Below are 24,891 nucleotides of genomic sequence, written 5' to 3'. Positions count from 1 at the left end.
GACATGAAAAAAAATATATATACAAGGATAAAAACAGGGGTGTTGGTCGCGATCTCATCGGCCGTCTTGCTTTCCTGTAATAATGATGATTTTTTTATCCTACCGGATAGAGGTGGGATGGATGCAGAAATATGGAGCGTTGAAGGGGCTGTGGATTTTCACTTGAACGGAACTTATCAGGTGTGTATTCCGATGTTTCCTTGGGAATGGGGTAGAGAAACACAAGAGCGCTATGACATACACATGGTAAGTGATGAACATGTGTTCGCCTTTGGAGGGGGCTGGGGAGCTCAGGCGATGGGCATTACGGGAAACCCTTTGACAAACCACGATGTGCGTTATGTAGGAAACCAATACAGGTCGACCTATGGACTGAATCGCTATTATGATATTGCTCGCTGTAATAATGCCATTCGTTGGATTCCGGAGGGTGATTTAGATGCGGAAACCCAAGCAAAATTTTTGGGACAGTATCATGCCTTGCGTGCTATGGTCTATCTGGAGTTGGTGAAAGTATATGGTGGTGTCACCTTGGTGTTGGAGCCGCAGGATCCGGACAATATTACCGCGCGAGGTCGTGCGAGCGCTCGGACTTGTTTTGAGGTGATTATCGATGACTTGACGAAGGCGATGGAGTACCTGGAGGGAATCACCTGGACGGGGAATGATTGGGGACGCATTACCTACGAGGCAGCTGCGGCTTTGAAAGGAAAAGCCTTGCTGTACTGGGCAAGTCCGCAGTTTAACCCGCTGGATGACCCTAGGCATCCTCATGACGCTTCACGTTGGCAAGACGCCTTAATAGCGAATAGAGCAGCCTACGATATTGCGTTGGCCAAAGGGCATGCGCTGGTCTCCGATTACGCAGATATCTTTCGCATTCAAGGAGCTTCTAATCCCGAGACCTTGATTTCTCGCCCGTATTCTACGGATGTAGAACGTAGAGGACACAACGGGGAGCGCAAATGGAGGCCAAGTTCCGAAGACGGATCCCCACATTTGGCCTACCGGGCGAGCACAAAATTACTGGATGCCTATCCAATGAAGGATGGAAACCAACTGGACGAAGACGGAGAGTATACCTACGATCCGATTTTATTCTGGAAGGATAGAGATCCGCGTTTCGAAGCTACTTTCGCTTATAATGGCAGCACTTGGGCCTTGAGTGGAAACGCAAACCGTCGGCAATGGACCTATGAAGGTGCGTCGAATGATGGTCGTAGTGAAGGAGCCAATTGGGGTGTTTATTGCAAACGCTTTGCTTCGCCAACCCTGGCACGCACAGCGGTTGGTTACAATAACGATACCGGCGGAGGAAACCCTGTGGATTGGATAGAAATGCGCTTTGCAGAAGTGATGTTGAACCTCGCGGATTGTGCAAATGAAACCGGGGATATGGGGACAGCCAAGGAAATGGTACGTCAGATTCGCCAGCGTGCCGGCATTGAGCAAGGAAGCAACGACTACGGCCTCGGACATATTGCTAGTATCGAGGAAATGCGTGCGCTGTTGCTCAACGAACGTATGATCGAGTTTCCTTTTGAGAATAAGCGAAATGCTGACCTCCGCCGTACACGCAATTGGCATAAACTATCCGGAGAAATATTGTCGACAGTGATGATTGTGGTAGAACATGACGAAACTGCCAGTAACGCAAGTAGTTTGCGGAATGAGAAAATTGCGGAATTGGAAGCGATAGATCCGGAAACGGGACGGCCATTTCGGGATGGTATCGATATGAACGATCCGGGAGAGTATTCGCAACATTTTAAAGCACGAAGAATTGTGCAGGCGGCAAACTTCAGGCCTATCGATATTCCGGCATATCATAATTTCTACACTTTCCACAACGACTATGTGTGGAGGGGGGTGGATATTCAACCTACTATTGGTTGGGAGGGGGGTACATTTGATCCGCTTGACGATTAATAGGGCTGGTTGATTAATTAATTAAATGATTTAAAGATGAAGAAGATGAAAATAAAAAGATACCTGCCGCTTTTCTTTACCTTGCTGGCCTTTAGCGCCTGTAAGGTGGAGTCGGAGAATATATTCACCATGTTTGGGGATGTCGAAGTTACCTTCCAAAATAGCAGTGAATTCGCCGTTACCGAAGATGCCGTGGTGAATGATGGCGATAGTGTGCACATTTATTTTACCATTACCTCGGCTAAAGAGGATATGTATTCGGTTGTGGTGGATAGCACTAACGGTACCGGTACTTGGTCCACGGTGATCATCGATACAGAGGATAGTGAGCGTCGTTCCTTCTCCGGCGTGCGGAAATTTAAGATGCAGCGCGACGGAAAAGTAACCTTCCGTTTTTATGCCCGTGATTTCAAAAACGAGTATCTGGGAGATGGCTATACTTCCATTACCATAGATGCCCGCCCGAGCTTCGACCACTTTGTAAATAGACGGCTGTATGCACCCAGCGAAGATACCCCGGAATTACCAAGCTTTTTATCGCTAACGACGGGTCGAACCTATAGCTACAGTGAAGGAAGCAGTGCATCCGCTGAAATTGATTTGGGGATCGATACGGTATTAACCGCGGATGAGAATAATCCTACTGAATTGGTGTATAACCTCTACTCAACAAGTGTGGATGAGTATCCCGTACCGTTCTATGATCTTTCCGGCTGGACCAAACGAGAAACGCTGTTTAGTGCACCTATCGAGAATTACACGAATACGAACTATACCCGCGTATTGGTGTCAGCGAGTAAGATTCAGGAAGAGGCGGAGAAAGTGACGATTGATCGCAAGCAAACGGATGCTATTTATCACGTGCAAGGCTTGGCTCCGAATACGTTGTTGTACTTCCGAACACCCGAAGGGAAATACGGTGCTTTGTATATCACTCAATCCACACAAGACTCAGACGGAAGACCCTACGTCAACATGCACGTGAAGATTCAGAAGTAGATAAGTTTTTATAACCCAGTATTCCATCCGAGCATGTTTTTTACATGCTCGGATTTTTTATATCCCTACCGTCGAATAGCAAGAGGGCTCAAAAAACAAGATAGGGAGGATAATCGCCTTAGGTAATATCTTGGAAGAACGCGTAAAAATGATATAATAAATAATCCGCAAACCTGCCTAGCTTTGGATAGCTGTAAATAGCTAACGCTCTAAACAACACCTTTTTTAAACTTATCCACAGTTCTAAGTGAGTTTAGGCATAGTTGACTAAGAGATGAGAAAATTAATATTATTAATTTTATTTATTATAACGTCCTTCACGCTCTTTGCACAAGGTATTCAACTGAAAGGAACAGTAGCCGATTCAACGGGTAGTCCTATTCCCGGTGCATTGATCAGCCTACGGTCCGCCAGCCTAAAACTGTCGATGTCGACGGATGCGAATGGTGTCTTCTCCTTTCCGGGAGTTCAAGATACTGCGGTTACGCTCAGTATCAAATCCATGGGGTATGATAGTCTTTATCGGTCATTTTCCATTGATAAAAAGCTACAAATTAATAATGTGGGATCCATCATGCTACGCGGTGCCAGTAGCGTGCTCGACGAGGTAATGGTTACTGCCATGATACCCGTTGTTCTGAAAGAGGACACGGTCCAGTATGATGCGCGGGCATACCGGGTGCGGGAAGGGGATGCGGTAGAAGAGATGGTAAAGAAGCTGCCGGGCATCGATGTTGACGACGATGGAAATTTCACGGCAAACGGCGAACCGATTACGAGCATACGGCTAGATGGTAAAGAATACTTCGGAGATGATGTCGCCGGTGCTATCCAGAATTTACCAGCCGATATTGTAAAGAACCTGCAAGTCATAGACGATTACGGAGAACAGGCCAACGAAACAGGCTTAAAAAGCGGTACGCCGGAAAAAGTGCTGAACATCAACCTCCAAGACGATAAAAAAAGAGGGTATTTTGCGCGGGTTGCTGCAGGTTTGGGTACGGAGAGTAGGTATAACAGCCGTTTAAGGGGAAATTACCTGAACGGTGAACAACAGTTATCGCTAGATGCCGGCGCAAACAATAATAGAGGACGTTCTTCGGGAGTTAACGACCGGCAATCGCTGAAAGGCAACTACAGGGATAACTGGGGTAAAAAATTGGAGTCGTACGGCAATTACCGCTTTGACGTCAATGATAATGACAGTTGGGTAAATACTAGCAGCGAGACTTTCTTTCCGGATTATACCCGGTATGAGGTTAGGGAAAGTAGTAATCAGCGGAAAAGGAAAGATCAGCGCTTCTCTTGGAATTTCGAATACCGCCCAGACACTAATAATTATATACATTGGGGTACGATTTGACTAAGAGATTCAATAGAGGTTATAATGCCGGTATCGGGGATCCAACATTTTTGAGCATCTACCTGGAACACCGGTTCCTAAAGAATAATCAGGGAGAAATCAGGCTACAAGGATTCGACATTTTCGGACAAAACACAGGTATACAGCGTGATATTCTTGACAATGAAATTGTGGATACCCGTAGCAATCGTCTGAGCACTTACTTCATGCTGTCTTTTAATTATCGATTGCAGAATTTTGGAGGTTAGCCGCTAGGGGTAGTGCGATATATTAAAATAACAAAACCTTAACGCAACGTTTATAATAAGCCGCTGATAAGATTTTATAATCAAAGGGCAATACAGTACAAATATACTGTATTTGCCCTTTTTACCTTTGTAAGCTATACGCTGGCTAATCCGGCACAGGGTGCTGTCGGACGAATGCAAGTAGTTATAAATCATGTATTAACTATGGTAATATCAATTAAAAAAAGTCTTTTGTGTACGTTGTGTGTATCGGCCCTATTTATAGGACGGCCGACATCAGGGAAGGCACAGGCACAAGCCGAACAAACGCAAAACACAATTCAAATAAGGGGACAAATCCAGTCTGTGCAAGGAGAAGGGGTCGCGGGCGCTACGATAGATTATGGTGGCGGCGAAACATCTGCAGATAATGAGGGAAGATTCAGTGTGCGGACGAAAAGCGGTCAAGCGGTGTTGATTTCTGCTATCGGATACCTGCCACAAACGATAACGGCGACGAAGGATACTGTGCTTAATGTCGTGTTACAAGCCGGAGAATCAACATTGGAAGAAGTGGTCGTTATTGGCTATGGATCAGTAAAGCGCCGAGATCTAACCGGAGCAGTTGCTTCTGTTAAGTCGGAAGAAATCATGATGGCGCCAGTAGCCAATCCAATTGAAGCATTGCAGGGTCGGGTAGCAGGATTGGATATTGCCCGCGAGTCCGGTCAAGCAAACTCAAACTCCAGTATATTACTGCGTGGGAATAGGTCGTTGACGGCCGGTAGTGAGCCTTTGTACATCATTGACGGTATTCCCGGAAACATTACGAATCTCAACCCAAATGACATCGAGAGTATTGACATCCTGAAAGATGCAGCTTCTACCGCGATTTACGGTTCGGCCGGTGCAAACGGGGTATTTATTATTACGACCAAACAAGCAAAGGCGGGGAGGATTTCCGTGAACTTAGACGCCTATGCGGGCATTAATTCTAATGCTCGGTACCCATCCGCTTTACAGCAAAATGACTGGTTGAGGTATCTGGAAGACGCTTTTGTAGCATCCTTCAACAAAGCGCCCGCCGATCGAAACGAGCTGCTAAGCGCTTGGAACCTGAATCCAGAACAGATTAGTCCTTATATCGACAACGGGCAATGGATTAACTGGGTAGATGAAACGTTACGCACGGGAGTGCAGCAGAATTATACGCTCTCTGTAAACGGTGGAACCGAGAAAACCCAAGGTTTTTTCTCGATGGGCTATAACTCCACAAAAGGGATATATCGGAATGATCAGTCAGATTTGTTTACCGTCCGGACCGGGGCAACCAATAAAATTACAGATTGGTTTAAAGGTGGTATCGTGACTAACCTGACTTGGAGAGATAATGATACGCGCCCAAGTCGTCTAAATAATACCTTCAGCATCGCGCCTGTAGGACAGGTGTATGACGAATATGGTAATATCAATGTGTGGCCAATTGCAGGACTGACCGAGCCGAGCTTATTAGCCGATGATATTCCGAATACATTAAGCAACAATTCGAAGCACCTGAACCTGACCGTTAACCCCCATATTGATGTGGACATCATGGAAGGGTTGACCTTTCGTTCGATTTTAGGTGCTACATTAAGTAACCGTAGAACTGGGCAATTTGAAAGTGACCGGACCTATATGAAATTGTCCGGAAGTGGTGCGTTGGTGCGTACTGCAAGCTATGAAACAGCGCTCGGATACAGTTACGTATGGGAGAATATCCTAAATTATCAAACCACTTTTGGACAGGATCACGATCTATCTGCGACGCTCGTTTCTTCTTGGGCACACACGCAAAATGAGAGCTCGACGTCGAGCAATCAAGGATTCTTATATGATGAGTATCTATACTATAGTTTAGGATCGGGCACGGTGCCATTTGCAGGAACAGGCTATACCATGGGCAAACGGATGTCCGTTGCTTCGCGGATTAATTATGGCTATAAGGGACGTTACTTGTTGACATTGACCCAACGTACCGATGGGGTATCGCAGCTGGCGCGTCGATGGGATACCTTTATGGCTGCAGCCGGTGCGTGGCGTATAAGTGACGAAAGCTTTATGGACGGTACACGGGATTTTCTTAATGAACTGAAGTTCCGAGCCTCGTACGGTGTTTCGGGGAACTCTGGAATTAACCCATATTCCACGTTGACAGAGGTGACTAGTACAGGCTTGGATCAAATAAACCTTGGTGGCGGGGTTTTGCCCGTCAGTGTATTAACCCAAGCGGTAGGTAACCCATTATTGACATGGGAAAAATCATACAATTTTAATCTGGGTTTAGACTTTGGACTATTCAACAATCGCTTAACGGGTGCCATTGAATGGTATGATACAGATACACGTGATGTATTGTATGCACGTAATTTACCCTTCTCTAGTGGTGGTTTCACCCCGAAGATTCCATATCGGATGACCGACAATATTGCGCGCATGAATAACCGAGGTGTCGAAGTGACCTTAAACGGTAATAATATACTGAATGGCAATTCGTTCAAATGGAATTCCACGGTAACCTTTGCACATAACAATGAGCAGGTGCGCTCCATTGACCTAGGCAGCGGTACGAGCGTAGATGATCTGATTTCATTGGGACTATTCATGGGGAGACCAAGCAATACCTTGTTTGGGTATAAAAAATTGGGTATCTGGCAAACCGAAGAAATGGCGGATGCTGCGGCCTTCGGTCTATTGCCGGGAGATGTGAAAACGCAATCCAACCTCATCAAGGTGAGCGATGGCGTTTGGGTGGACGAAGAAGGCGTGGAGTACTCGGCGGAGAATCCATATGCAATTTCGCCCGACGATCGCGTCATCCTCGGACAGGGAACGCCGAAGTGGACAGCGGGCTGGCAGAACACGTTTCAGTACAAAGGGTTTGACCTAAATGTTTTCGCAATTGCTCGCTGGGGACATCATATTGATGCAGAACTGCTGGGTTACATGAATAGTTATGGCGCGAGAAATATTCCGGCTGTATACGATTACTGGACGCCAGACAATCCGACAAATGATTATCCAAGACCCTATATAAACAGGACGTCGGCAAACCACAGTAACCCATTGCTAGGTATGAATGTGGTCGATGCTTCCTTCATTAAAATCAAGAATATTACGCTAGGTTATACCTTGCCCGAAAATGTAAGCAACAATATCAAGCTGTCCAGATTCCGCGTATATGCGACGATGCATAATCCGATTATCTTTACCCGGAGCCATCTGCTGAATGGCATGGATCCCGAAACAGGAGCGTCAGACTCTTTTCCGTTGTATAGACAAATGGTTTTCGGTGTGAACATGTCTTTCTAAAAGGAGAACAACATGGGGATAATCAACAAAAAAGTTAATTAGATGAAAAATACGACAATGAAAAGATTAGGATATAAAATTTCTTTCGGGCTGTTGATGGCGGTAGGAATTAGTTCCTGCACACTGGATGAATGGAATCCTTCTACCGTGGACGTAGAAACGGGCTATAAATATAGAGACGGGTACGAGAGTTTGGTCAATTACTGCTACGATGGTCTGTACTACTTTTATGGGAAGATAGATGGTATCGGCGCCATGGAAATGGGAACCGACCTTTGGGCGAATGTGGCTAATGCTGAGACAGGTTTTACACTGTACAACAGTAATATGAACGCGCAGTTAGGAACACTAGCGACGATATGGAACGGCATGTATGCGACAGTAAATTACTGTAATACCGCGATCTATTATGCTGACCAGGTGGAGGGCTTTGGATCAGAAGAAGAACGAAATGCAAAAGTAGCGGAAGCATATTTTCTCCGGGGTTGGGCAAATTGGCATCTGGTAGAGCAATTCGGCGGCGTATCACTGACAACTGTTCCTTCCACGGAAACCGGCCCGGTCAATAGCCCGGTCAGATCAAGTGAGCAAGCGTTCTACGATCTGATTATTTCGGACTTGATATTTGCAACCGAACACTTGCCGAATCGATCAGAGGGGGAAAGAGGGCGCGTGACCAAAAAGGCAGCTTACGCGATGTTGGCGAAAGCCTATCTGCAGCGTACTCGTTTAGGCGATGTACAGGAAAATGCCCGCTTGGCCTTGGAAGCAGCTGAAGAATTGATAACCAATGGTAGTGCCTATGGCGTTTCTTTGTACCAGAGCGACGACGAGCAATCTGGTTTCGGCAAGCTTTGGAGTGGCGCCAACAACAAAAATAATACCGAATTTTTATTCATCGAAGCAGTGGATCATACCGAAGGAAGGAATCCTGAGGGATGGAACAGGGGAAGGACACGCCAATATTATCTAGCCGATACACGTACCACCGGAGCCCCTTGGGGGACACAGGAAAATGAGACGTGGACGGGACGGTCTAACAGCCGGAACTTTAAGCCGACAAAATATTTGTTGACGGAGCTATTTGAACCGGTTTCTGATCCGGCAGATACCCGGTTTAAAGAAACATTTTTCTATGAGTACTACAACGCTAAGTGGGAGGATGTAACGATTAGCCAGTCAATGGTGAACCAATATGGTAAGAATCCGGATCTGGTCGGTCATGTGATTAAGAATACAGCTGCAGGTGATGTGACGTTGGTGCAAGGCAATACCTCGACCTGGCGCATGGGGGTTGAGAATATGGTAGATGACAACGATGATGGCTGGCTGGACGGTTTGTCCGTATTTACACCGAATTGGGTGATGTCGGCCGCCGAGAAAAGAGATCTTCCGTTCTGGATCGTCGATCCCTCCGACTGGTATCAGGCTGATGGGAGATGGGTGCAGCCAGAAAGTAATAGTATGGCTACGTATACCCGCGAGGTGTATCCTTCTTTGAAGAAATTTTCAAGCTGGGAATATGTAATGGACCGTCAGTATTGGTTAGGCGATATCCCAATTATCCGTTTGGGAGAGGTATATTTAATTGCAGCTGAAGCAGCGTTGCTATATAACAACGACGTAAACAAGGCTCAGCAGTATGTTAACCAGGTCCGTAAGAGAGCGGCCGTTACGTCAAGACAAAGTGAAATGGAGGTAGGTGCTGGAGAGGTGACACTGGATTTTATATTAGCTGAAAGAGGTCGCGAATTGGCAGGAGAACAAATACGTTGGTATGATCTAAAACGGATGGGAAAACTGACCACCGATTATTTGCAGGCTACGAATCCGGATATTCGATTTTTCGATGCTAATAAACACACAGTACGCCCAGTCCCGCAATCCTTTATGGATGCTATAGCGAATCCGCAGGAGTTCGGACAAAATCCGAATTATTGATCGAGGTAAGAAACGTATGGAACACTGGATCAATCGAAATCCCTTTGGGTACGCTTGAGCAACCTAGGGACGTGAGTAGAGCCAGCGTTCGAGTTGCGACAGGTACCAAAGGGTCAAACTGAAAGGTACGATATCGTTAGAAGCAAAACCGATCAACGGGAGGTCACCGAAGGTAATCCCGGCGATCAAGCGCTAACATACTACAAGAGCCGGAAAATATGTTATAAGCATGGTCCGGCTCTTTTTATTACGTTTGTTTAGAGTAAATGAATAACTAAATAAACTTTGAACATGAAGACATTTTCACACAGAACAATAAAGGGCTTGCTTTTGATGACGCTGTTATCTGCTGGAGCCGGTGTGCAGGCGCAACAAGCGGGGCAACCCGAACGCGGACAAATCCCTCCACATCCTCCAAGATTGCCCGAAGAGGTTATTCCAGCATTTCCCGGAGCTTGGGGCGGGGGGATGTTTACGACAGGTGGCCGCGGAGGAAAAGTAATCGCAGTGACGAATCTCAATGATAACGGTGAGGGTAGCTTACGTGCCGCTCTAGAAGCAAAAGGACCGCGTATCGTCGTATTTCGCGTCGCGGGCACGATAAAAGTGAATGGAGACCTAAATATCAATCATCCCGATATTACCATTGCAGGCCAATCTGCACCCGGTGACGGTATCTGTATCGCTGGTACGCTTAATATCAACACACACAACGTTATTGTTAGACACCTCCGGGTGCGCCGTGGTGTGCCCGTCGGTGGACAAGGGGATGACAACATTGGCGGAAATCCGCATCATCACATAATCATTGACCACTGTTCCACAAGCTGGGGTATGGACGAGAATATTTCCCTTTACCGGCACATGAGACCATCGTTAGACGGAAGCACGCAAATTAAAGATCCTGCAAAAAACATCACGATTCAATGGACGATTTCAAGTGAAGCCTTGGATGCTAAAGGTCATGCTTTCGGTGCCACTTGGGGCGGCACACCGTCTACATTCCATCATAATCTCTTTGCGAGCAACACGGCACGAAACCCGTCTATTGGTATGTCGGGCGCGTTTGATTTTCGATATAATGTGCTTTTCAACTGGCGTCATCGGACGATAGATGGTGGCGATGAGACTTCGTTAATTAATATCATTAATAACTATTTCAGGCCAGGACCGGCGACGAATGACAATATGCGTGGCGTCATAGCGCGTATCGAACAACGTAGTATGTACTCACCAGGCAATGCATGGGCAGCGGGTGATTGGTATCCGAAAGAGGTAAATCGTCCAGGAAAATGGTACGTGGCCGGCAATGTCATGCACGACAACGAGGAAGTTACCCAAAATAACTGGGCGGGTATGCGTGTAAAAGAAACGAAAGGATCGATCATTCCGAACGAAAATGAAGCGGAAAAATATGCACGTGTGTACACGCCATTTGAGGGGTGGCCGGTAGCCCCACACCAAACGGCAGAAGATGCTTTCGAAGCCGTATTGGCGAAAGCAGGAGCCACCTTGCCGAAAAGAGATGTGGTTGATGCTCGCGTGGTGGAAACGGTGCGTACGGGAAAGCCAACAACCAAAACCGGCATTATCAAGACTGTGGATGAAGTGGGTGGTTACCCGGAGTTAACTTACGACCCTGCGGAAGTGCTTGTTGATACCGATGGCGATGGCATGCCGGATGAATGGGAAATAAAATATGGCTTAGATCCAAACGACGCTACGGATGGTGCTAAGGACGCCGACGGCGATGGTTATACCAATGTGGAAGAATACTTGAACGGAACAAATCCGAAAGAAAAGATTGATTACCGGAATCTTGGTAATAATGTTGACACGATAAGTTAGTACACAATTATCCCAACGAAGCGCTCGTCTACCGGAAATAGACGAGCGTTTTTTATACCCGGATAGTCGTAAGTATTGTGTTTATTTGCTACTTATCGGGGTTCACGGTTCTGGCATTGACCGGCAAAATGGTACAATAGCTGGAGAAAATACTATAAACATGGTTTTGGCCTTTTGGCTATGTTTGTGTAAACGATAAGTAAGCTTAGATACAAAAATTTCAAGTTATGGTCGAGATATCTAACTGATTTATTTAAAGCGTTGTAGATCTTTTTAAAACGGTATTGAAGTTGAATAATAAACATATATTTTGTCCATGGTTTCCGAGTAGAATATTGCTGGGGTTTGCGTTGTTTTTCGTCAGCTGTTTTGTAGGATATACGCAAGATGCCGCTAAACCCTTAATTTGGAAGGAAGGAAAGTTAGTCTACCAACAGGATTCACTGGGCAACCGCATTCCTGATTTTTCGCATGCAGGCTATGAGGGCGGTAACAAAGCTATTCCCGACGCGCCAGTGAAAATGGTTGTGCCGATACAAGATGGCGACGCTACGGCACGTATCCAAGCGGCGATTGATTATGTGTCACAGTTGCCTGTGGATGAGCAAGGCTTACGTGGAGCGGTGCTGTTGCAACCGGGAAAATACTACCTATCGGCTTCTTTGAAGCTGCATACTTCCGGTGTAGTACTGAGAGGTTCCGGTTTTACAGAAAACGGTACCTCGTTGATAGGTGAAGGCACAACCAGAGAAACGTTAATCCGTATAGCAGGACAGCCTGATATCGTTCGTGAAGAAAAACGAGAGGTTCGGGACGCTTATGTTCCTGTAAATGCGCGGACGTTTCATGTGGATAATGCAGGCGATCTGCGCACGGGCGACCGCATCATGATTACCCGTCCGTCAACAGACGAATGGATTAAGACGCTGAAAGCGGAAGAGTTTGGAGGCGGGATGTCGTTCTTGGGTTGGAAGCCAGGGTACTGGAATACAACTTGGGATCGGACAGTCGTTCGTATCGAAGGAGACTTAGTTGAGGTAGATGTTCCCCTCACGATAGCTTTAGACCAACGTTATGGTGGTGCTAAGGTGGAGAAATATACGTGGAACGGCCGGATTACGCAGGTCGGTATTGAAAATATACTACTGGAATCAACTTATAACGCGTCGAATCCAAAAGATGAAGACCATCGATGGATGGCTATTACAGTTGAAAATGCAGCGAATGTATGGGTTCGGCGCATGCAGTTCCGCCACTTTGCGGGATCAGCGGTGTATGCAAAAGAAACTTCCAGTAAGTTGACCGTTGAAGATTGTATCTCGAGAGATCCCGTTTCTGAAATCGGAGGACAGCGAAGATATACCTTTTATACCCGAGGCCAACAGACGTTGTTCCAGCGACTGTATTCGGAAAAAGGCTATCATGATTTCGCAGTAGGTTTTGTAGCTGCCGGTCCGAATGCTTTTGTACAATGTCAGGCCGTAGAGCCGTACAGTTTTAGTGGTACGATAGATAGCTGGGCTTCTGGGGTATTATTTGATATTGTCGATATCGATGCACAAGCGCTGCGTTATGGCAACCGAGGACAGGATGGAAAAGGTGCTGGCTGGACCGCTGCAAATAGCGTTTTGTGGCAATCTACGGCAGCACTGATAGAAAATGTACAACCGCCAACTGCACAGAACTGGGGGTTCGGTCTCTGGGCGCAATTCCAGGGAGATGCCTATTGGGCGGAATCGAATAGCCATATTAACCCGCGGAGCTTGTATTATGCGCAACTGCAAGAGCGCATAGGACAGTCCGCTAAAGAAAGGACGGTGCTGTTGCCGATGACGACTGAAGCATCCACGAGCCCGACGATAGCCGAAGCCCAGGAGTTGACTGAAATGGCAAAGGAACCCGCTTTGCAACTGAAAGATTTGATAACCAGCGTATCGGAACGCCAGCCGCTGGACATAGACGTTGAAAACACAAGGGCACTGACAGCGAAAGATGTTCCGCAGAAGAAGGGCGTAGTGAAAGCAGCCGATATGACCATCAAGAATGGTTGGTTGGTGCGTGATGATGAGGTGATCGTAGGGCGTAAACACGATATTCAATGGTGGAACGGTAATATCCGTCCGCGTGGACTGAAAGACGCCAAGCCGCATATTACCCGCTATGTTCCTGGAGAGACTGGAACTGGTCTGACGGATGATCTGCACGAAGTGGTGGATAGTATGTTGGCAAATCATATCTTGAGTATAGATCATAACTATGGTTTATGGTATGATCGCCGTCGGGACGACCACGAGCGGATACGCCGGATGGATGGCGAAGTATGGCCTCCGTTCTATGAATTGCCTTTTGCCAGAAGTGGGCAAGGGCTGGCGTATGATGGTTTATCGAAATATGATTTGACAAAATATAACCCCTTCTATTGGGACCGCCTTAAACAGTTTGCAGATCTAGCAGACCAAAAAGGACTGGTGTTGTTGCATCAGAATTATTTTCAGCACAATATTTTGGAAGCAGGTGCACATTACACGGATTCCCCGTGGCGAACGGCAAATAACATCAACGACGTAGGTTTCCCAGAACCTGTACCGTATGCAGGCGATAAGCGGATTTTTATGGCGGAACAATTTTATGATGTTACCCATCCTGCGCGTCGCGAATTGCACAGGGCGTATATCCGCCAATGTTTAGAAAACTTCAAAGACAACACAGGTGTCATTCAATTGATCAGTGCGGAATATACCGGCCCATTACATTTCGTTCAGTTTTGGATAGATGTTATCAAGGAATGGAAGGCCGAGACGGGTTATAATCCCATGATCGGACTCAGCGCTACCAAAGATGTGCAGGATGCTATCTTAGCGGATGCGGAGCGTGCCAGCGAGATTCAGGTAATCGATATCCGGTATTGGTATTACCAAAAGAATGGAGATCCTTATGCGCCGGAAGGTGGAAAGAATCTTGCGCCACGTCAACATGCACGCAAGATGAAATCTAGCGGAACGTCGCCCGAACAGGTGTACCGCGCGGTTTCTGAATACCGTGCCAAATTTCCCGATAAAGCTGTAGTTTATCATAGTAGCAGTTATCCGGAACAGGCCTGGGCGGTATTTATGGCCGGCGGATCGATGGCGAACGTGCCGCGAGTGGCACACGCGGATTTTTATAAAGAAGCTTCCGGTATGGAAACTAAGATACAAGACAGTGTGTGGTGCTTACAAGGAGCAGACGCTGCCATTTTTTACAATGCCGGTAAAGGATCCCTCGAAGTGGACTTGCCAGCATGGAAAGGAAATTATAAAGCATACCATATCCATCCAAAAACCGGCGCAATTTTGGGATCGGAACGTGTAAAAACGGGAACACGCGTCGCCTTAAAAACGTTTAAAAATAGCCCAGAAATTATCTGGATAACTAAGCAGTAATATGATGTCTATTCGTAAAAAATTATTACCATTTGTATGCGCAGGAGCACTTTTATCATCCTGTACATCTCCTTCTGATCAAAACACATCGTCCACCGGAATGCCTGCGTTGAAGGTGTCGGAAAACGGAAGGTATCTGACCACTGACGATGGCAAACCTTTCTTTTGGCTTGGCGATACAGGCTGGCTGTTGTTTAACAAACTGAACAGGGATGAGGCGGAACAGTATTTGGACGATAGAAAACAAAAAGGGTTCAATGTGGTGCAAGCGATGGTGTTGCATACAGTTCCGTCAGTAAATGTCTATGGCGATTCCTCGGTTGTGAATAAGGATATTGCCCGCCCACTCGTGACAGAGGGCAACAACCCGGACGTGGACGAAGAATATGACTATTGGGATCACGTCGATTATATTATTGATAAAGCAGCAGAAAAAGGTATTTACATGGCTGTAGTACCGGTATGGGGATCGCCCGTGAAAGCTGGAATGATGTCGGTAAAACAGGCTACTGAATACGGCACGTTTCTAGCCGAACGCTGGAAAGATAAATCGAATATCATTTGGTTGAACGGAGGCGATATCCACGGTTCGGATTCTACTGCCGCTTGGTTGGAATTGGGAAAAACCATTAAGGCGATCGATCAAAATCACCTAATGACTTTTCATCCGCGGGGCAGAACTGCTTCTTCGGATTGGTTTCACAACGAATCGTGGTTGGATTTTAATATGGTGCAATCTGGTCACAGACGTTACGATCAAGATACCTCCCGCAATGAAAATAAACACTATGGCGAGGACAACTGGAAATTTATGGAGGTCGACTGGGCATTAAGTCCTGTAAAGCCAACCATTGATGGCGAACCGTCGTATGAGGGAATTCCACAAGGTCTACATGATATTAAAGAACCACGTTGGAAAGACCACGATGTGCGTCGCTATGGATATTGGTCTGTATTTGCAGGAGCGTTTGGATATACCTATGGACAGAATTCGGTTATGCAAATGCACTCGGCAACCGATTCGACGACAGCCTATGGCTCGTCGGAGCTCTGGACCGAAGGGCTAAATGCACCGGGAGCATCGCAAATGCAGTATTTAAAAGATTTAATGTTGTCCAGAGATGCCTATTTTGAGCGCGTTCCGGACCAGACGCTGATTGCTGAAAATGGTGAAAAGTATAACCGTTTACTAGCAACCCGTACGGATAACTATGCATTTATCTACAATTACAACGGTAGAGAAATGAAAATCAATATGGGTAAAATTAAAGGAGACAAAGTGAAAGCCTCTTGGTTCAATCCGCGAAATGGCGAAGAGACCGTTATTGGTGAGGTAGAAAATACAGGTGTACAAACATTCAAACCAGCGGGAGAAGCAAAAGATGGGACTGATTGGGTGCTGATTTTAGATAGTTTATAATGAGAACAAAATTAAATCTTTTAGTTGTTGTGTTAGCGGCATCCCTTTTGGCTTCGTGCCAGAGGGATGTTTATATGTTTACTTCTTTTCGTGAACCCGCCGATGAAGGGCTACGCTATCTCTACAGTGAAGATGGCTATTCCTGGACAGCAATTGATGGTATCTTTCTGAAACCCGAATTAGGCGAACAGAAGATTATGCGTGACCCGTCCATGGTGCGTGATGATAAAGGAATTTATCATTTGGTCTGGACAATCGGCTGGCAAGGAAATGAAGGTATCGGGTATGCTTCGTCTAAAGATCTTATCCATTGGGAAAACAAAAAGATCGTGCCCGTTATGGAACATGAAACTAGCACCGTGAATATCTGGGCGCCAGAACTGTTCTACGATGAAGATGAAGACCGGTTTATTATTATCTGGGCGTCAACTATTCCAGAACGTTTTCCGAAAGGGGAAGAGGAAGAAAGAAACAACCATCGAATGTACTACACGACGACCAAGGATTTCGAAACGTTTACAGAAACCAAACTATTTGCGGATCCCGGTTTCAGCATCATCGATGCGGTGATTGTAAAGAAAGATAAAGACGATTATGTATTGGTATTAAAAGACAACACACGTCCGAATCGTAATTTGAAAGTCGCTTTTGCGGACAATCCGTTAGGGCCTTACGAAAATGTGTCGGAGCCGTATTCTGATTTTAAAACAGAAGGGCCTAGTGTGATCAAATTGGGGGGTGAGTGGTTGATCTATTTTGACTCCTATGGTAGCAAAAGCTATGAAGCGGTGTCAACCACAGATTTTAAAACGTTCAAAAAAGTTAACGATAAGATTAGCGTCCCAGAAGGACATAAACACGGAACGATCTTCAAAGCTTCCAAAAAGGATTTGAATAGGTTGTTGGATAAGTGATGAGTTACAAGTTATGAGTGATAAAAAGATGAGATCAACGATATTAGGAATTACCTTGTTATGTGCGGCGTATGGTGCTTCGGCACAAGATACGATGAAATACGTAGGAAAGACCCTGTCTAACGTAGACTATCACCATGGGCAGCTGAAACCCGCGGTGGGGACGCACAATATACAAACCTTCCGGGCAAGCAGAGCGTATCCAGAACGAGCAGGCGGACACGATTTCACCTATAATCATCAGCCGTTTTTAGCGTACTGGAACGAAACTTATTATTTACAGTTTTTAGGTAATCCTGTGGGGGAGCATATCGGCAAAGGTAAATCCGTACTCCAGACCTCCAAGGATGGCTATAACTGGTCGGATCCTATCGAGCTTTTCCCTCCTTATCCGGTGCCGGAAGGTTTTAGTAAGCCCGGTAGAACCGACAAAGCTGGTAAAGATTTATACGCGATTATGCACCAGCGTATGGGGTTTTACACGGCTAAAAATGGTAAACTGTTAACTATCGGGTATTACGGGGTAGCACTCGATGCAAAAGACAGCCCTAACGACGGATATGGCGTAGGACGTGTCGTCCGGGAAATTAAGAAAGACGGTTCTTTCGGACCTATTTATTTTATTCGTTTTAATTCTTCATTTGACCAAAAGTTAGCGATATACCCGCTGTATACAAAGAGTAAAGACAAGGCATTTGTGCAAGCATGCAAGGAGCTAATGGAGCAACCCTTGCAAATGCAACAGTGGGTAGAAGAAGCCGATCGTGACGACCCTTTGATTCCTTACAATCGTCCGCTAAAGGCGTTTGCTTATTATACATTGGATAACGGCGATGTGGTGGGTATGTGGAAGCATGCGCTGACATCGGTAAGCAAAGATAAAGGCAAAAGTTGGGCGTACGATCCTTTGCGTGCACCAGGTTTTGTAAACAGTAACGCTAAAATATGGGGCCAACGGACATCCGACAATCGCTTTGCCACCGTTTACAACCCGTCGGAGTTTCGTTGGCCTTTAGCGGTATCTACAAGCAACGACGGCTTAACGTATACCGATTTGCTATTGATCAACGGTGAAATCACCACCATGCGTTACGGCGGGAACTATAAGTCGTATGGGCCACAATACCCGAGAGGGATACAGGAGGGGAACGGCTTGCCGCCAGATGGTAATATGTGGGTGACGTACAGCATAAACAAAGAAGATATGTGGGTGTCGAAAGTACCCGTACCGATTACGGCAGTCGTCGAGGATAAAGTACATGACGACTTCTCAAAAAATGCGACCGAGGTATTCAACCAATGGAATATATATAGTCCGCTATGGGCATCTGTCAAGGTAGAAGATAATGCCTTGATGTTACGGGATAAAGATAAGTTTGACTATGCGAAAGCGGAACGGGTAATTGAATCTTCGGAGAAAGTAAAAATTGCTTTTACGGTTACACCACAGCAGGCGGACCACGGCAGCTTACAAATCGAGCTTGTCAATGATTTAGGACAAGCAGCGGCCCGTATAGTGTTTGATGCAGACGGACAGATTAAAAACAAGGCCGGTTATCGGTTGTCTGGCTTACATTCTTATGATGCTGGAAAAACCTACCATATGGAGTTGACGGTAGATGTACAGACGCGTTCCTATCAAGTCAAGATCAACGGAACGGAAAAAGGCACCCGGTTATTTTTCCAGCCGGTAAGTGAAATTAGCCGTGTATCGTTCCGGACAGGGGACGTGCGTCGGTATCCGGATGCCGATACACCAACGGATCAGGACTTTGATGTGGAAGATGCTGACGAGGTAGATAGAGAAGCTGCATATGCGATATCGCTTTTCCAAGCAGAAAAATTGAAATAAAGAGTAACCGAAATAGAAATATGAAGACTGATTTTAGATATGTGTGGGTGTTGTGTTTGTGGTGTGTAGGGATGTGTTTTTCGCATGCGCAAAGTACACAGGTGAAATACTTATCAGGGAAAGGCAAGGACGACGGCGTCTTGTGGGATTTTTTCGTCACGGATGGAATGAAGGCGGGAAAATGGTCGAAAATTCCGGTGCCTTCCAATTGGGAATTGCATGGTTTCGGCAAATACAATTATGGGTTTGACAAGGAAGAAAAGAAAGGGAAAGAGAAAGGACTGTACAAATATACATTTGCCGTAGACAAAGGATGGAAAGGACAGGTGGTGAACCTAGTCTTCGAAGGCGTGATGACTGATGCGGAAGTTAAGGTAAACGGAAAGTCGGCAGGCGAGATCCATCAAGGCTCTTTTTATGTCTTTAAATACGACGTTTCGAAACTGTTAAACTACAAAGGAGAGAATTTGTTGGAGGTGACCGTAGCGAAGCATTCGGAGAATAAATCGGTGAATGCGGCCGAGCGGGAAGCGGACTATTGGATATTTGGGGGTATTTATCGCCCCGTGTATTTGGAAGCACTACCACAAAGTCATATACAGCGTGTATCGATTGATGCGAAAGCAGACGGCCAGTTTCGTAGTGTGGTAGAAAGACGTGGTGATGCAGACGAAATTCAAATCCAAATAACCGATTCGAACGGCCGGTCTTATGGCGATAAGCTATCCGCACGTTTTCAACAGGATAAAACCGAATTGAAAGGTCAGTTTTCCGATCCTGATTTATGGTCTTCCGAATTTCCTAACCTGTATCAAGCGCATATTTCGTTGTGGAGAAAAGGAAAGAAGGTACATGAAAAGGTACAGAAATTTGGTTTTAGGACCGTCGAAGTGAAAGAACGTGACGGCGTGTATATCAATGGCGTAAAAATTAAATTTAAAGGCGTAAACCGTCATTCTTTCCACCCCGAATCGGGTCGAACAACGAGTAAGGAAATTAGTATTCACGATGTGAAGTTGATCAAGGAAATGAATATGAATGCCGTCCGGATGGCACATTATCCACCCGACAACCATTTTCTCGAAGTATGCGATTCTTTAGGGTTGTATGTAATGAATGAACTTGGTGGATGGCATGGCTATTACGACACACCAACTGGCACGAAACTCCTCAAAGAGATGATGGTGGTATCGGAAAACCACCCCTCTATTATTTTTTGGGCGAATGGAAATGAAGGTGGACACAATCCGGAACTAGACAGCATCTTTTTTGCTTACGATATTCAAAAACGCCCATTGATCTATCCTTGGGCGGTATATGGCGGCTTCGAGACAACCCACTACCGGGAATATAATTACGGTATAGGAACTTATGACCACGGTCGTAATATTGTCATGCCGACCGAATTTTTACACGGTATGTGGGATGGTGGTCATGGTGCAGGAATCGAAGATTACTGGAAAGCAATGTGGGCAAATCCACTGTCTGCCGGCGGGTTCCTTTGGGATTTTCAAGACCAGGGATTGGTGCGTACGGATAAGGATAATATCATCGATACCGATGGAAACCACGGCGCTGACGGAATCGTAGGGCCTTATTATGAAAAAGAGGGGAGTTTCTATACCATTAAAGAAGTTTGGAGTCCTATTTTCTTCGAAAAGAGGGAAATGACTGCCGGCTTTGATGGTACATTTAATATCGAAAACCGATACGCCTTTACGAATACAAACCAATGTTCGTTCAGTTACGAGTTAAAGAAACTGGGACAGTATGGGGAAGACAAGGGAGGTGCAACCGGGACAATCGCTGCTCCTGATATCGAGCCGTATCATCGGGGTATTTTAAAACTAGATTTTCCGGCAGATTGGCAAGACTATGACGTGTTGTATATCACGGCGAAAGATGTAAATGGTCTGGAAATTTACTCATGGAGTTTCCCGATAAGTCGTCCGAATGACGTTGCAGAAAATTTCCTAACGAAAACAGGAGCAAGTGTTAATGTAGAAGAGACGGCCGCAAGCTATGTCGTCTCTGCCAACGGAATCACCATTCAATTCAATAAGGAGAGTGGGCTGATGGAGGAGGTGAGAAATGGCAAAGGTATTATTCCTTTTAACAACGGACCTACAATCCAGGAAGCTGTAACTAATTTCAAAAATTTCACCGTCAAGAAAGAAGACAGTAAAGTCGTGATTGCCTCTACGTTCGATAAGAAAGAAAGTTATAATACGTTGACGTGGGAGATTTATCCATCGGGACAGGTGAAAATGCATGTACAGTACTTTCCACAAGAATATTTTACCAAGTTCGTAGGCGTCAATTTCTCGTTTCCCGAAGATAAAATGAAAGGGGTAGAATACATGGGCATGGGGCCTTACCGGGTGTGGAAAAATCGGATGAAAGGCAATCAGTTTGGCGTATGGAAGAAAGATTATAATGACGCGGCGACTGGCGAGATCCCGTTTGAATATCCGGAATTCAAAGGATACCACAGTAATATGTACTGGACGAAATTCATTACGGATGAGCAATCGTTTTTGGTATTCACTGATAGAGAAGATGTATTCTTACGGTTATTTACGCCGAGGGAGCAACAAGACACCGACTGGAAAAATATGGAGCCAACTTTTCCTAACGGCGACATCTCTTTTATGAATGGTATCTCCGCAATCGGTACGAAGACGCAAAAGCCGGAAACGACGGGGCCAATGGGTATGAAGCACGTGTACTACGATTTTGAGAAAGAGCCGATTCGTGCATTGCATATGGTACTGTATTTTGATTTTTCGGTCCAGCAGTAAAGAAATAACAGATGAACCCGATATGATCAAAATCATTATTGAACAAAGGCTCCGTCTGGCAGATAAAAATGAAAAATAGCAGATGAAAGGAATAGGCAAGATAACAGGGGTGCTAGTTTGGGTGTGTTTAAGCTTAACAGCTTTTGCACAACCCCGTGTGGATGTACTGCGGTGTGAGCTGTTGACTAATCCAATTGGTATAGATAAGACAAACCCCAGACTAAGTTGGCAAATACAGGCAGATGGCCGAAATGTTGTTCAGACGGCATATCATATTCTGGTGGCATCTTCACCCGAAAAACTGGCACAACATATCGGCGACTTATGGGATTCAGGTAAACAAATATCCGATAATTCTATTTCCGTGTTCTATGATGGGAAAGCCTTAAAGAGTGATATGGAGGTTTTTTGGAAAGTAAAAGTCTCCACCAATCAAGGAGAATCCGATTGGTCAGCACCAGCGTCTTGGCGGGTAGGGCTATTGTATTATAAGGATTGGAATCGGCGGTGGATCGGCTTTGATGGATACTTCGACAGTGACGACAAAGATGCTGGTTACCTTAGTGCACGCTATTTCAGAAAGGAGATTTCCTTAACAAAAGAAGTGCAGCAGGCAACAGCCTACATCATGGGGCTTGGCTTATATGAGTTGTATATTGATGGTAAGAAGATCGGCGATCAGGTACTAGCGCCGGGTTTAACCGATTATACCAAAAATGTCAAATACAACGTGTTCGATGTTACGGAATCACTTAGCGGCAAGGAACACGCGTTGGGCGTGATATTAGGAAACGGACGCTACTATGCGATACGACAGGAAAAGCCGTATAAAGTGAAAAATTTTGGCTTCCCAAAAATGCAGATGCAGATTCGGATTACGTATACCGACGGATCGCAGCAGACGATACACACCGATGATACATGGAAAGGTACGACGGAAGGACCAATCCTGTCCAATAACGAATACGATGGGGAGATATATGACGCACGTAAGGAATTACGAGGTTGGGCAACGGTGGGCTATGATGACGGCGCATGGAGGAAAGCTGAATACGTGCAAGAGCCCGGAGGGAACTATGAAGCTCAGCTAAACCGGAACATGAAGGTGATGCAAGATCTCAAAGCGGTCTCTATCATCGCAAAAGGGGATGGCAAGTATATTATTGATTATGGACAGAACTTTTCGGGATGGGTGAAGATGCGTGTGCAGGGTGAAAGCGGAGCGAAAGTGACCTTACGTTTTGCCGAATCACTAAATGAAGATGGTACGCTGTTCCGCGACAACCTAAGGGCTGCGAAGGCAACCGATGTCTATGTTTTAAAAGGCCAGGGCGTAGAAGAATGGGAACCTCGCTTTACTTACCACGGGTTTCGTTATGTAGAGGTAGAGGGGTACCCCGGAGAGGCACTTACGGACAACTTTGTAGGACGTTTGGTATACGATGAAATGGAGACCGTGGGATCGTTTAGCTCATCCAATGGATTATTGAATCAGATATACACCAACGCCTGGTGGGGAATCGCCTCCAATTATAAAAGTATTCCGGTAGATTGTCCGCAACGGAACGAACGCCAAGCTTGGCTGGGCGACCGCCCAATCAGTGCTTACGGAGAAAATTTCATGTTCGATAATGCGAATTTCTATTTCAAATGGTTAGAAGATATTCGGCTCTCTCAAAAGGAGGATGGCGCAATACCGGATGTCGCACCGGCTTTTTGGCGGTACTATAGTGATAATATGACTTGGCCAGGGACGTACCTGATTATAGCAGATATGCTTTATCAACAGACTGGAGATATACGCGTGTTGCAAAATCATTACCCGGCCATGAAGCGCTGGATGCAGTATATGCAGGCGCGTTATATGGATGATGAAGGGATCATCACCAAGGATAGCTACGGAGACTGGTGCGCGCCGCCGGCAACCATAGAAGAAGGCCGCGGGAAGAGTGCGGACAAGAAATATCCGAATCCGCTCTTGTCAACAGCATACTATTATCATTTGTTGAATATGATGGCGCGCTTTTCGGAACATACCGAAAACGTACAGGACCGAGTGGCCTTCGAGCAGGCTGCCGAAAAAATGAAGATAGATTTTAATAAGCGGTTTTACCACCCGGGCGGATATTATGGCAAAAATACGCTGACCGAGAATATATTGGCGATGTACTTCGGCTTAGTAGAAGACGGGAACAAGGAAAAGCTTGCTGATAGGATTGTAACAATTATCGAAAACGAAAATAATGGACACTTGAGTACAGGCGTGGTGGGAACACAATGGATTATGCGTACGTTGACCGATATAGGACGTTCCGATTTGGCGTATAAGCTGGCCACCAATACTGCCTATCCGTCGTGGGGTTATATGATTGAACACGGTGCGACAACGATTTGGGAACTGTGGAATGGCGATACGGCCCATCCAAGAATGAACTCGCAAAACCACGTCATGATGCTGGGCGATTTGATTGTGTGGTATTACGAAAATCTGGCTGGGATTAAATCCGAAGAAAATGGGTTCCAAACCATCGTGATGAAGCCTGAGCTGATTGCCGGGTTGGATCATGTGGACGCTAGGTACGAGAGTTTATATGGCGAAATTGTGTCTAACTGGACAAAGCACAAATCTGCTTTTGAATGGAAGATCGCTATTCCAGAAAATGCAAAAGCCGTGGTGTATTTACCTGCAAAAGAAACATCGTCAATTACCGAAGGCAACAAAAATTTAAGTGCGCATAAAGATATCAAAATACTGTCAGCGGACGCGGATAGGGTGAAGATAGCGATCGGGTCGGGAACTTATCAATTCAAAACTAAATTATAA

Annotated in this window: 13 protein-coding genes; all 13 read left to right on the top strand. The window is 45.8% G+C overall.

Features of this window, described 5'->3' with window-relative positions; genetic code table 11:
• Positions 1–3 precede the first annotated feature (3 nt).
• The 13 genes from C5745_RS01300 to C5745_RS01240 all read left to right on the top strand — a co-directional run bounded on the left by C5745_RS01300 (position 4) and on the right by C5745_RS01240 (position 24,891).
• Positions 4–1,929, top strand: coding sequence for a RagB/SusD family nutrient uptake outer membrane protein (locus tag C5745_RS01300; RefSeq protein WP_105715130.1), 1,926 nt, complete (start codon positions 4–6; stop codon positions 1,927–1,929).
• A gap of 45 nt (positions 1,930–1,974) precedes the next feature.
• Positions 1,975–2,928 (top strand): hypothetical protein, encoded by a 954-nt coding sequence (locus C5745_RS01295; RefSeq protein WP_133166262.1) that lies wholly within the window; start codon positions 1,975–1,977, stop codon positions 2,926–2,928.
• A gap of 274 nt (positions 2,929–3,202) precedes the next feature.
• On the top strand, positions 3,203–4,291 hold the full coding sequence (locus C5745_RS01290) for a TonB-dependent receptor (RefSeq protein WP_105715128.1): 1,089 nt from the start codon (positions 3,203–3,205) through the stop codon (positions 4,289–4,291).
• Complete coding sequence (locus tag C5745_RS01285) at positions 4,288–4,539, top strand: hypothetical protein (protein ID WP_105715127.1); 252 nt, start codon at positions 4,288–4,290, stop codon at positions 4,537–4,539. Before C5745_RS01290 ends, C5745_RS01285 begins: the two co-directional genes overlap by 4 nt.
• Before the next feature lie 204 nt (positions 4,540–4,743).
• Complete coding sequence (locus C5745_RS01280) at positions 4,744–7,869, top strand: SusC/RagA family TonB-linked outer membrane protein (protein ID WP_165792984.1); 3,126 nt, start codon at positions 4,744–4,746, stop codon at positions 7,867–7,869.
• A 42-nt stretch (positions 7,870–7,911) separates the two neighbouring features.
• Positions 7,912–9,810 carry a RagB/SusD family nutrient uptake outer membrane protein gene (locus tag C5745_RS01275; protein ID WP_105715125.1) on the top strand — a complete coding sequence of 633 codons (1,899 nt, stop codon included), beginning with the start codon at positions 7,912–7,914 and terminating at the stop codon, positions 9,808–9,810.
• Positions 9,811–10,101: 291 nt separating this feature from the next.
• The gene (locus tag C5745_RS01270) at positions 10,102–11,658 is read left to right on the top strand and encodes a pectate lyase family protein (RefSeq protein WP_117584404.1); all 1,557 of its coding nucleotides are present in this window, start codon (positions 10,102–10,104) and stop codon (positions 11,656–11,658) included.
• Positions 11,659–11,948: 290 nt separating this feature from the next.
• Entirely contained in the window at positions 11,949–15,080 is a 3,132-nt protein-coding gene (locus tag C5745_RS01265) for a DUF6298 domain-containing protein (RefSeq protein WP_243403212.1), read from the top strand.
• A 1-nt stretch (position 15,081) separates the two neighbouring features.
• Positions 15,082–16,500 carry a glycoside hydrolase family 140 protein gene (locus C5745_RS01260; RefSeq protein WP_243403211.1) on the top strand — a complete coding sequence of 473 codons (1,419 nt, stop codon included), beginning with the start codon at positions 15,082–15,084 and terminating at the stop codon, positions 16,498–16,500.
• Complete coding sequence (locus C5745_RS01255; protein ID WP_105715123.1) at positions 16,500–17,414, top strand: glycoside hydrolase family 43 protein; 915 nt, start codon at positions 16,500–16,502, stop codon at positions 17,412–17,414. The genes C5745_RS01260 and C5745_RS01255 overlap by 1 nt, the downstream gene beginning before the upstream one ends.
• 28 nt (positions 17,415–17,442) lie before the next feature.
• Complete coding sequence (locus C5745_RS01250) at positions 17,443–19,266, top strand: exo-alpha-sialidase (RefSeq protein ID WP_105715278.1); 1,824 nt, start codon at positions 17,443–17,445, stop codon at positions 19,264–19,266.
• A gap of 20 nt (positions 19,267–19,286) precedes the next feature.
• On the top strand, positions 19,287–22,067 hold the full coding sequence (locus tag C5745_RS01245; RefSeq protein ID WP_105715122.1) for a glycoside hydrolase family 2 protein: 2,781 nt from the start codon (positions 19,287–19,289) through the stop codon (positions 22,065–22,067).
• An 82-nt stretch (positions 22,068–22,149) separates the two neighbouring features.
• Complete coding sequence (locus tag C5745_RS01240) at positions 22,150–24,891, top strand: alpha-L-rhamnosidase (protein WP_105715121.1); 2,742 nt, start codon at positions 22,150–22,152, stop codon at positions 24,889–24,891.

The sequence above is a fragment of the Sphingobacterium haloxyli genome, assembly GCF_002980525.1.
In the GTDB taxonomy this organism is placed as follows: Bacteria; Bacteroidota; Bacteroidia; order Sphingobacteriales; family Sphingobacteriaceae; genus Sphingobacterium; species Sphingobacterium haloxyli.
This window is presented reverse-complemented; position numbering and strand designations above follow the sequence as displayed.

What these genes read in the sequence shown, in the direction of transcription:
- C5745_RS01280 (WP_165792984.1), top strand. Translation starts at nt 4,744, where the DNA reads ATGGTAATATCAATTAAAAAAAGTCTTTTGTGTACGTTGTGTGTATCG.
- C5745_RS01245 (WP_105715122.1), top strand. Translation starts at nt 19,287, where the DNA reads ATGAAGACTGATTTTAGATATGTGTGGGTGTTGTGTTTGTGGTGTGTA.
- C5745_RS01240 (WP_105715121.1), top strand. Translation starts at nt 22,150, where the DNA reads ATGAAAGGAATAGGCAAGATAACAGGGGTGCTAGTTTGGGTGTGTTTA.
- C5745_RS01270 (WP_117584404.1), top strand. Translation starts at nt 10,102, where the DNA reads ATGAAGACATTTTCACACAGAACAATAAAGGGCTTGCTTTTGATGACG.
- C5745_RS01290 (WP_105715128.1), top strand. Translation starts at nt 3,203, where the DNA reads ATGAGAAAATTAATATTATTAATTTTATTTATTATAACGTCCTTCACG.
- C5745_RS01255 (WP_105715123.1), top strand. Translation starts at nt 16,500, where the DNA reads ATGAGAACAAAATTAAATCTTTTAGTTGTTGTGTTAGCGGCATCCCTT.
- C5745_RS01300 (WP_105715130.1), top strand. Translation starts at nt 4, where the DNA reads ATGAAAAAAAATATATATACAAGGATAAAAACAGGGGTGTTGGTCGCG.
- C5745_RS01275 (WP_105715125.1), top strand. Translation starts at nt 7,912, where the DNA reads ATGAAAAATACGACAATGAAAAGATTAGGATATAAAATTTCTTTCGGG.
- C5745_RS01250 (WP_105715278.1), top strand. Translation starts at nt 17,443, where the DNA reads ATGAGATCAACGATATTAGGAATTACCTTGTTATGTGCGGCGTATGGT.
- C5745_RS01260 (WP_243403211.1), top strand. Translation starts at nt 15,082, where the DNA reads ATGATGTCTATTCGTAAAAAATTATTACCATTTGTATGCGCAGGAGCA.
- C5745_RS01295 (WP_133166262.1), top strand. Translation starts at nt 1,975, where the DNA reads ATGAAAATAAAAAGATACCTGCCGCTTTTCTTTACCTTGCTGGCCTTT.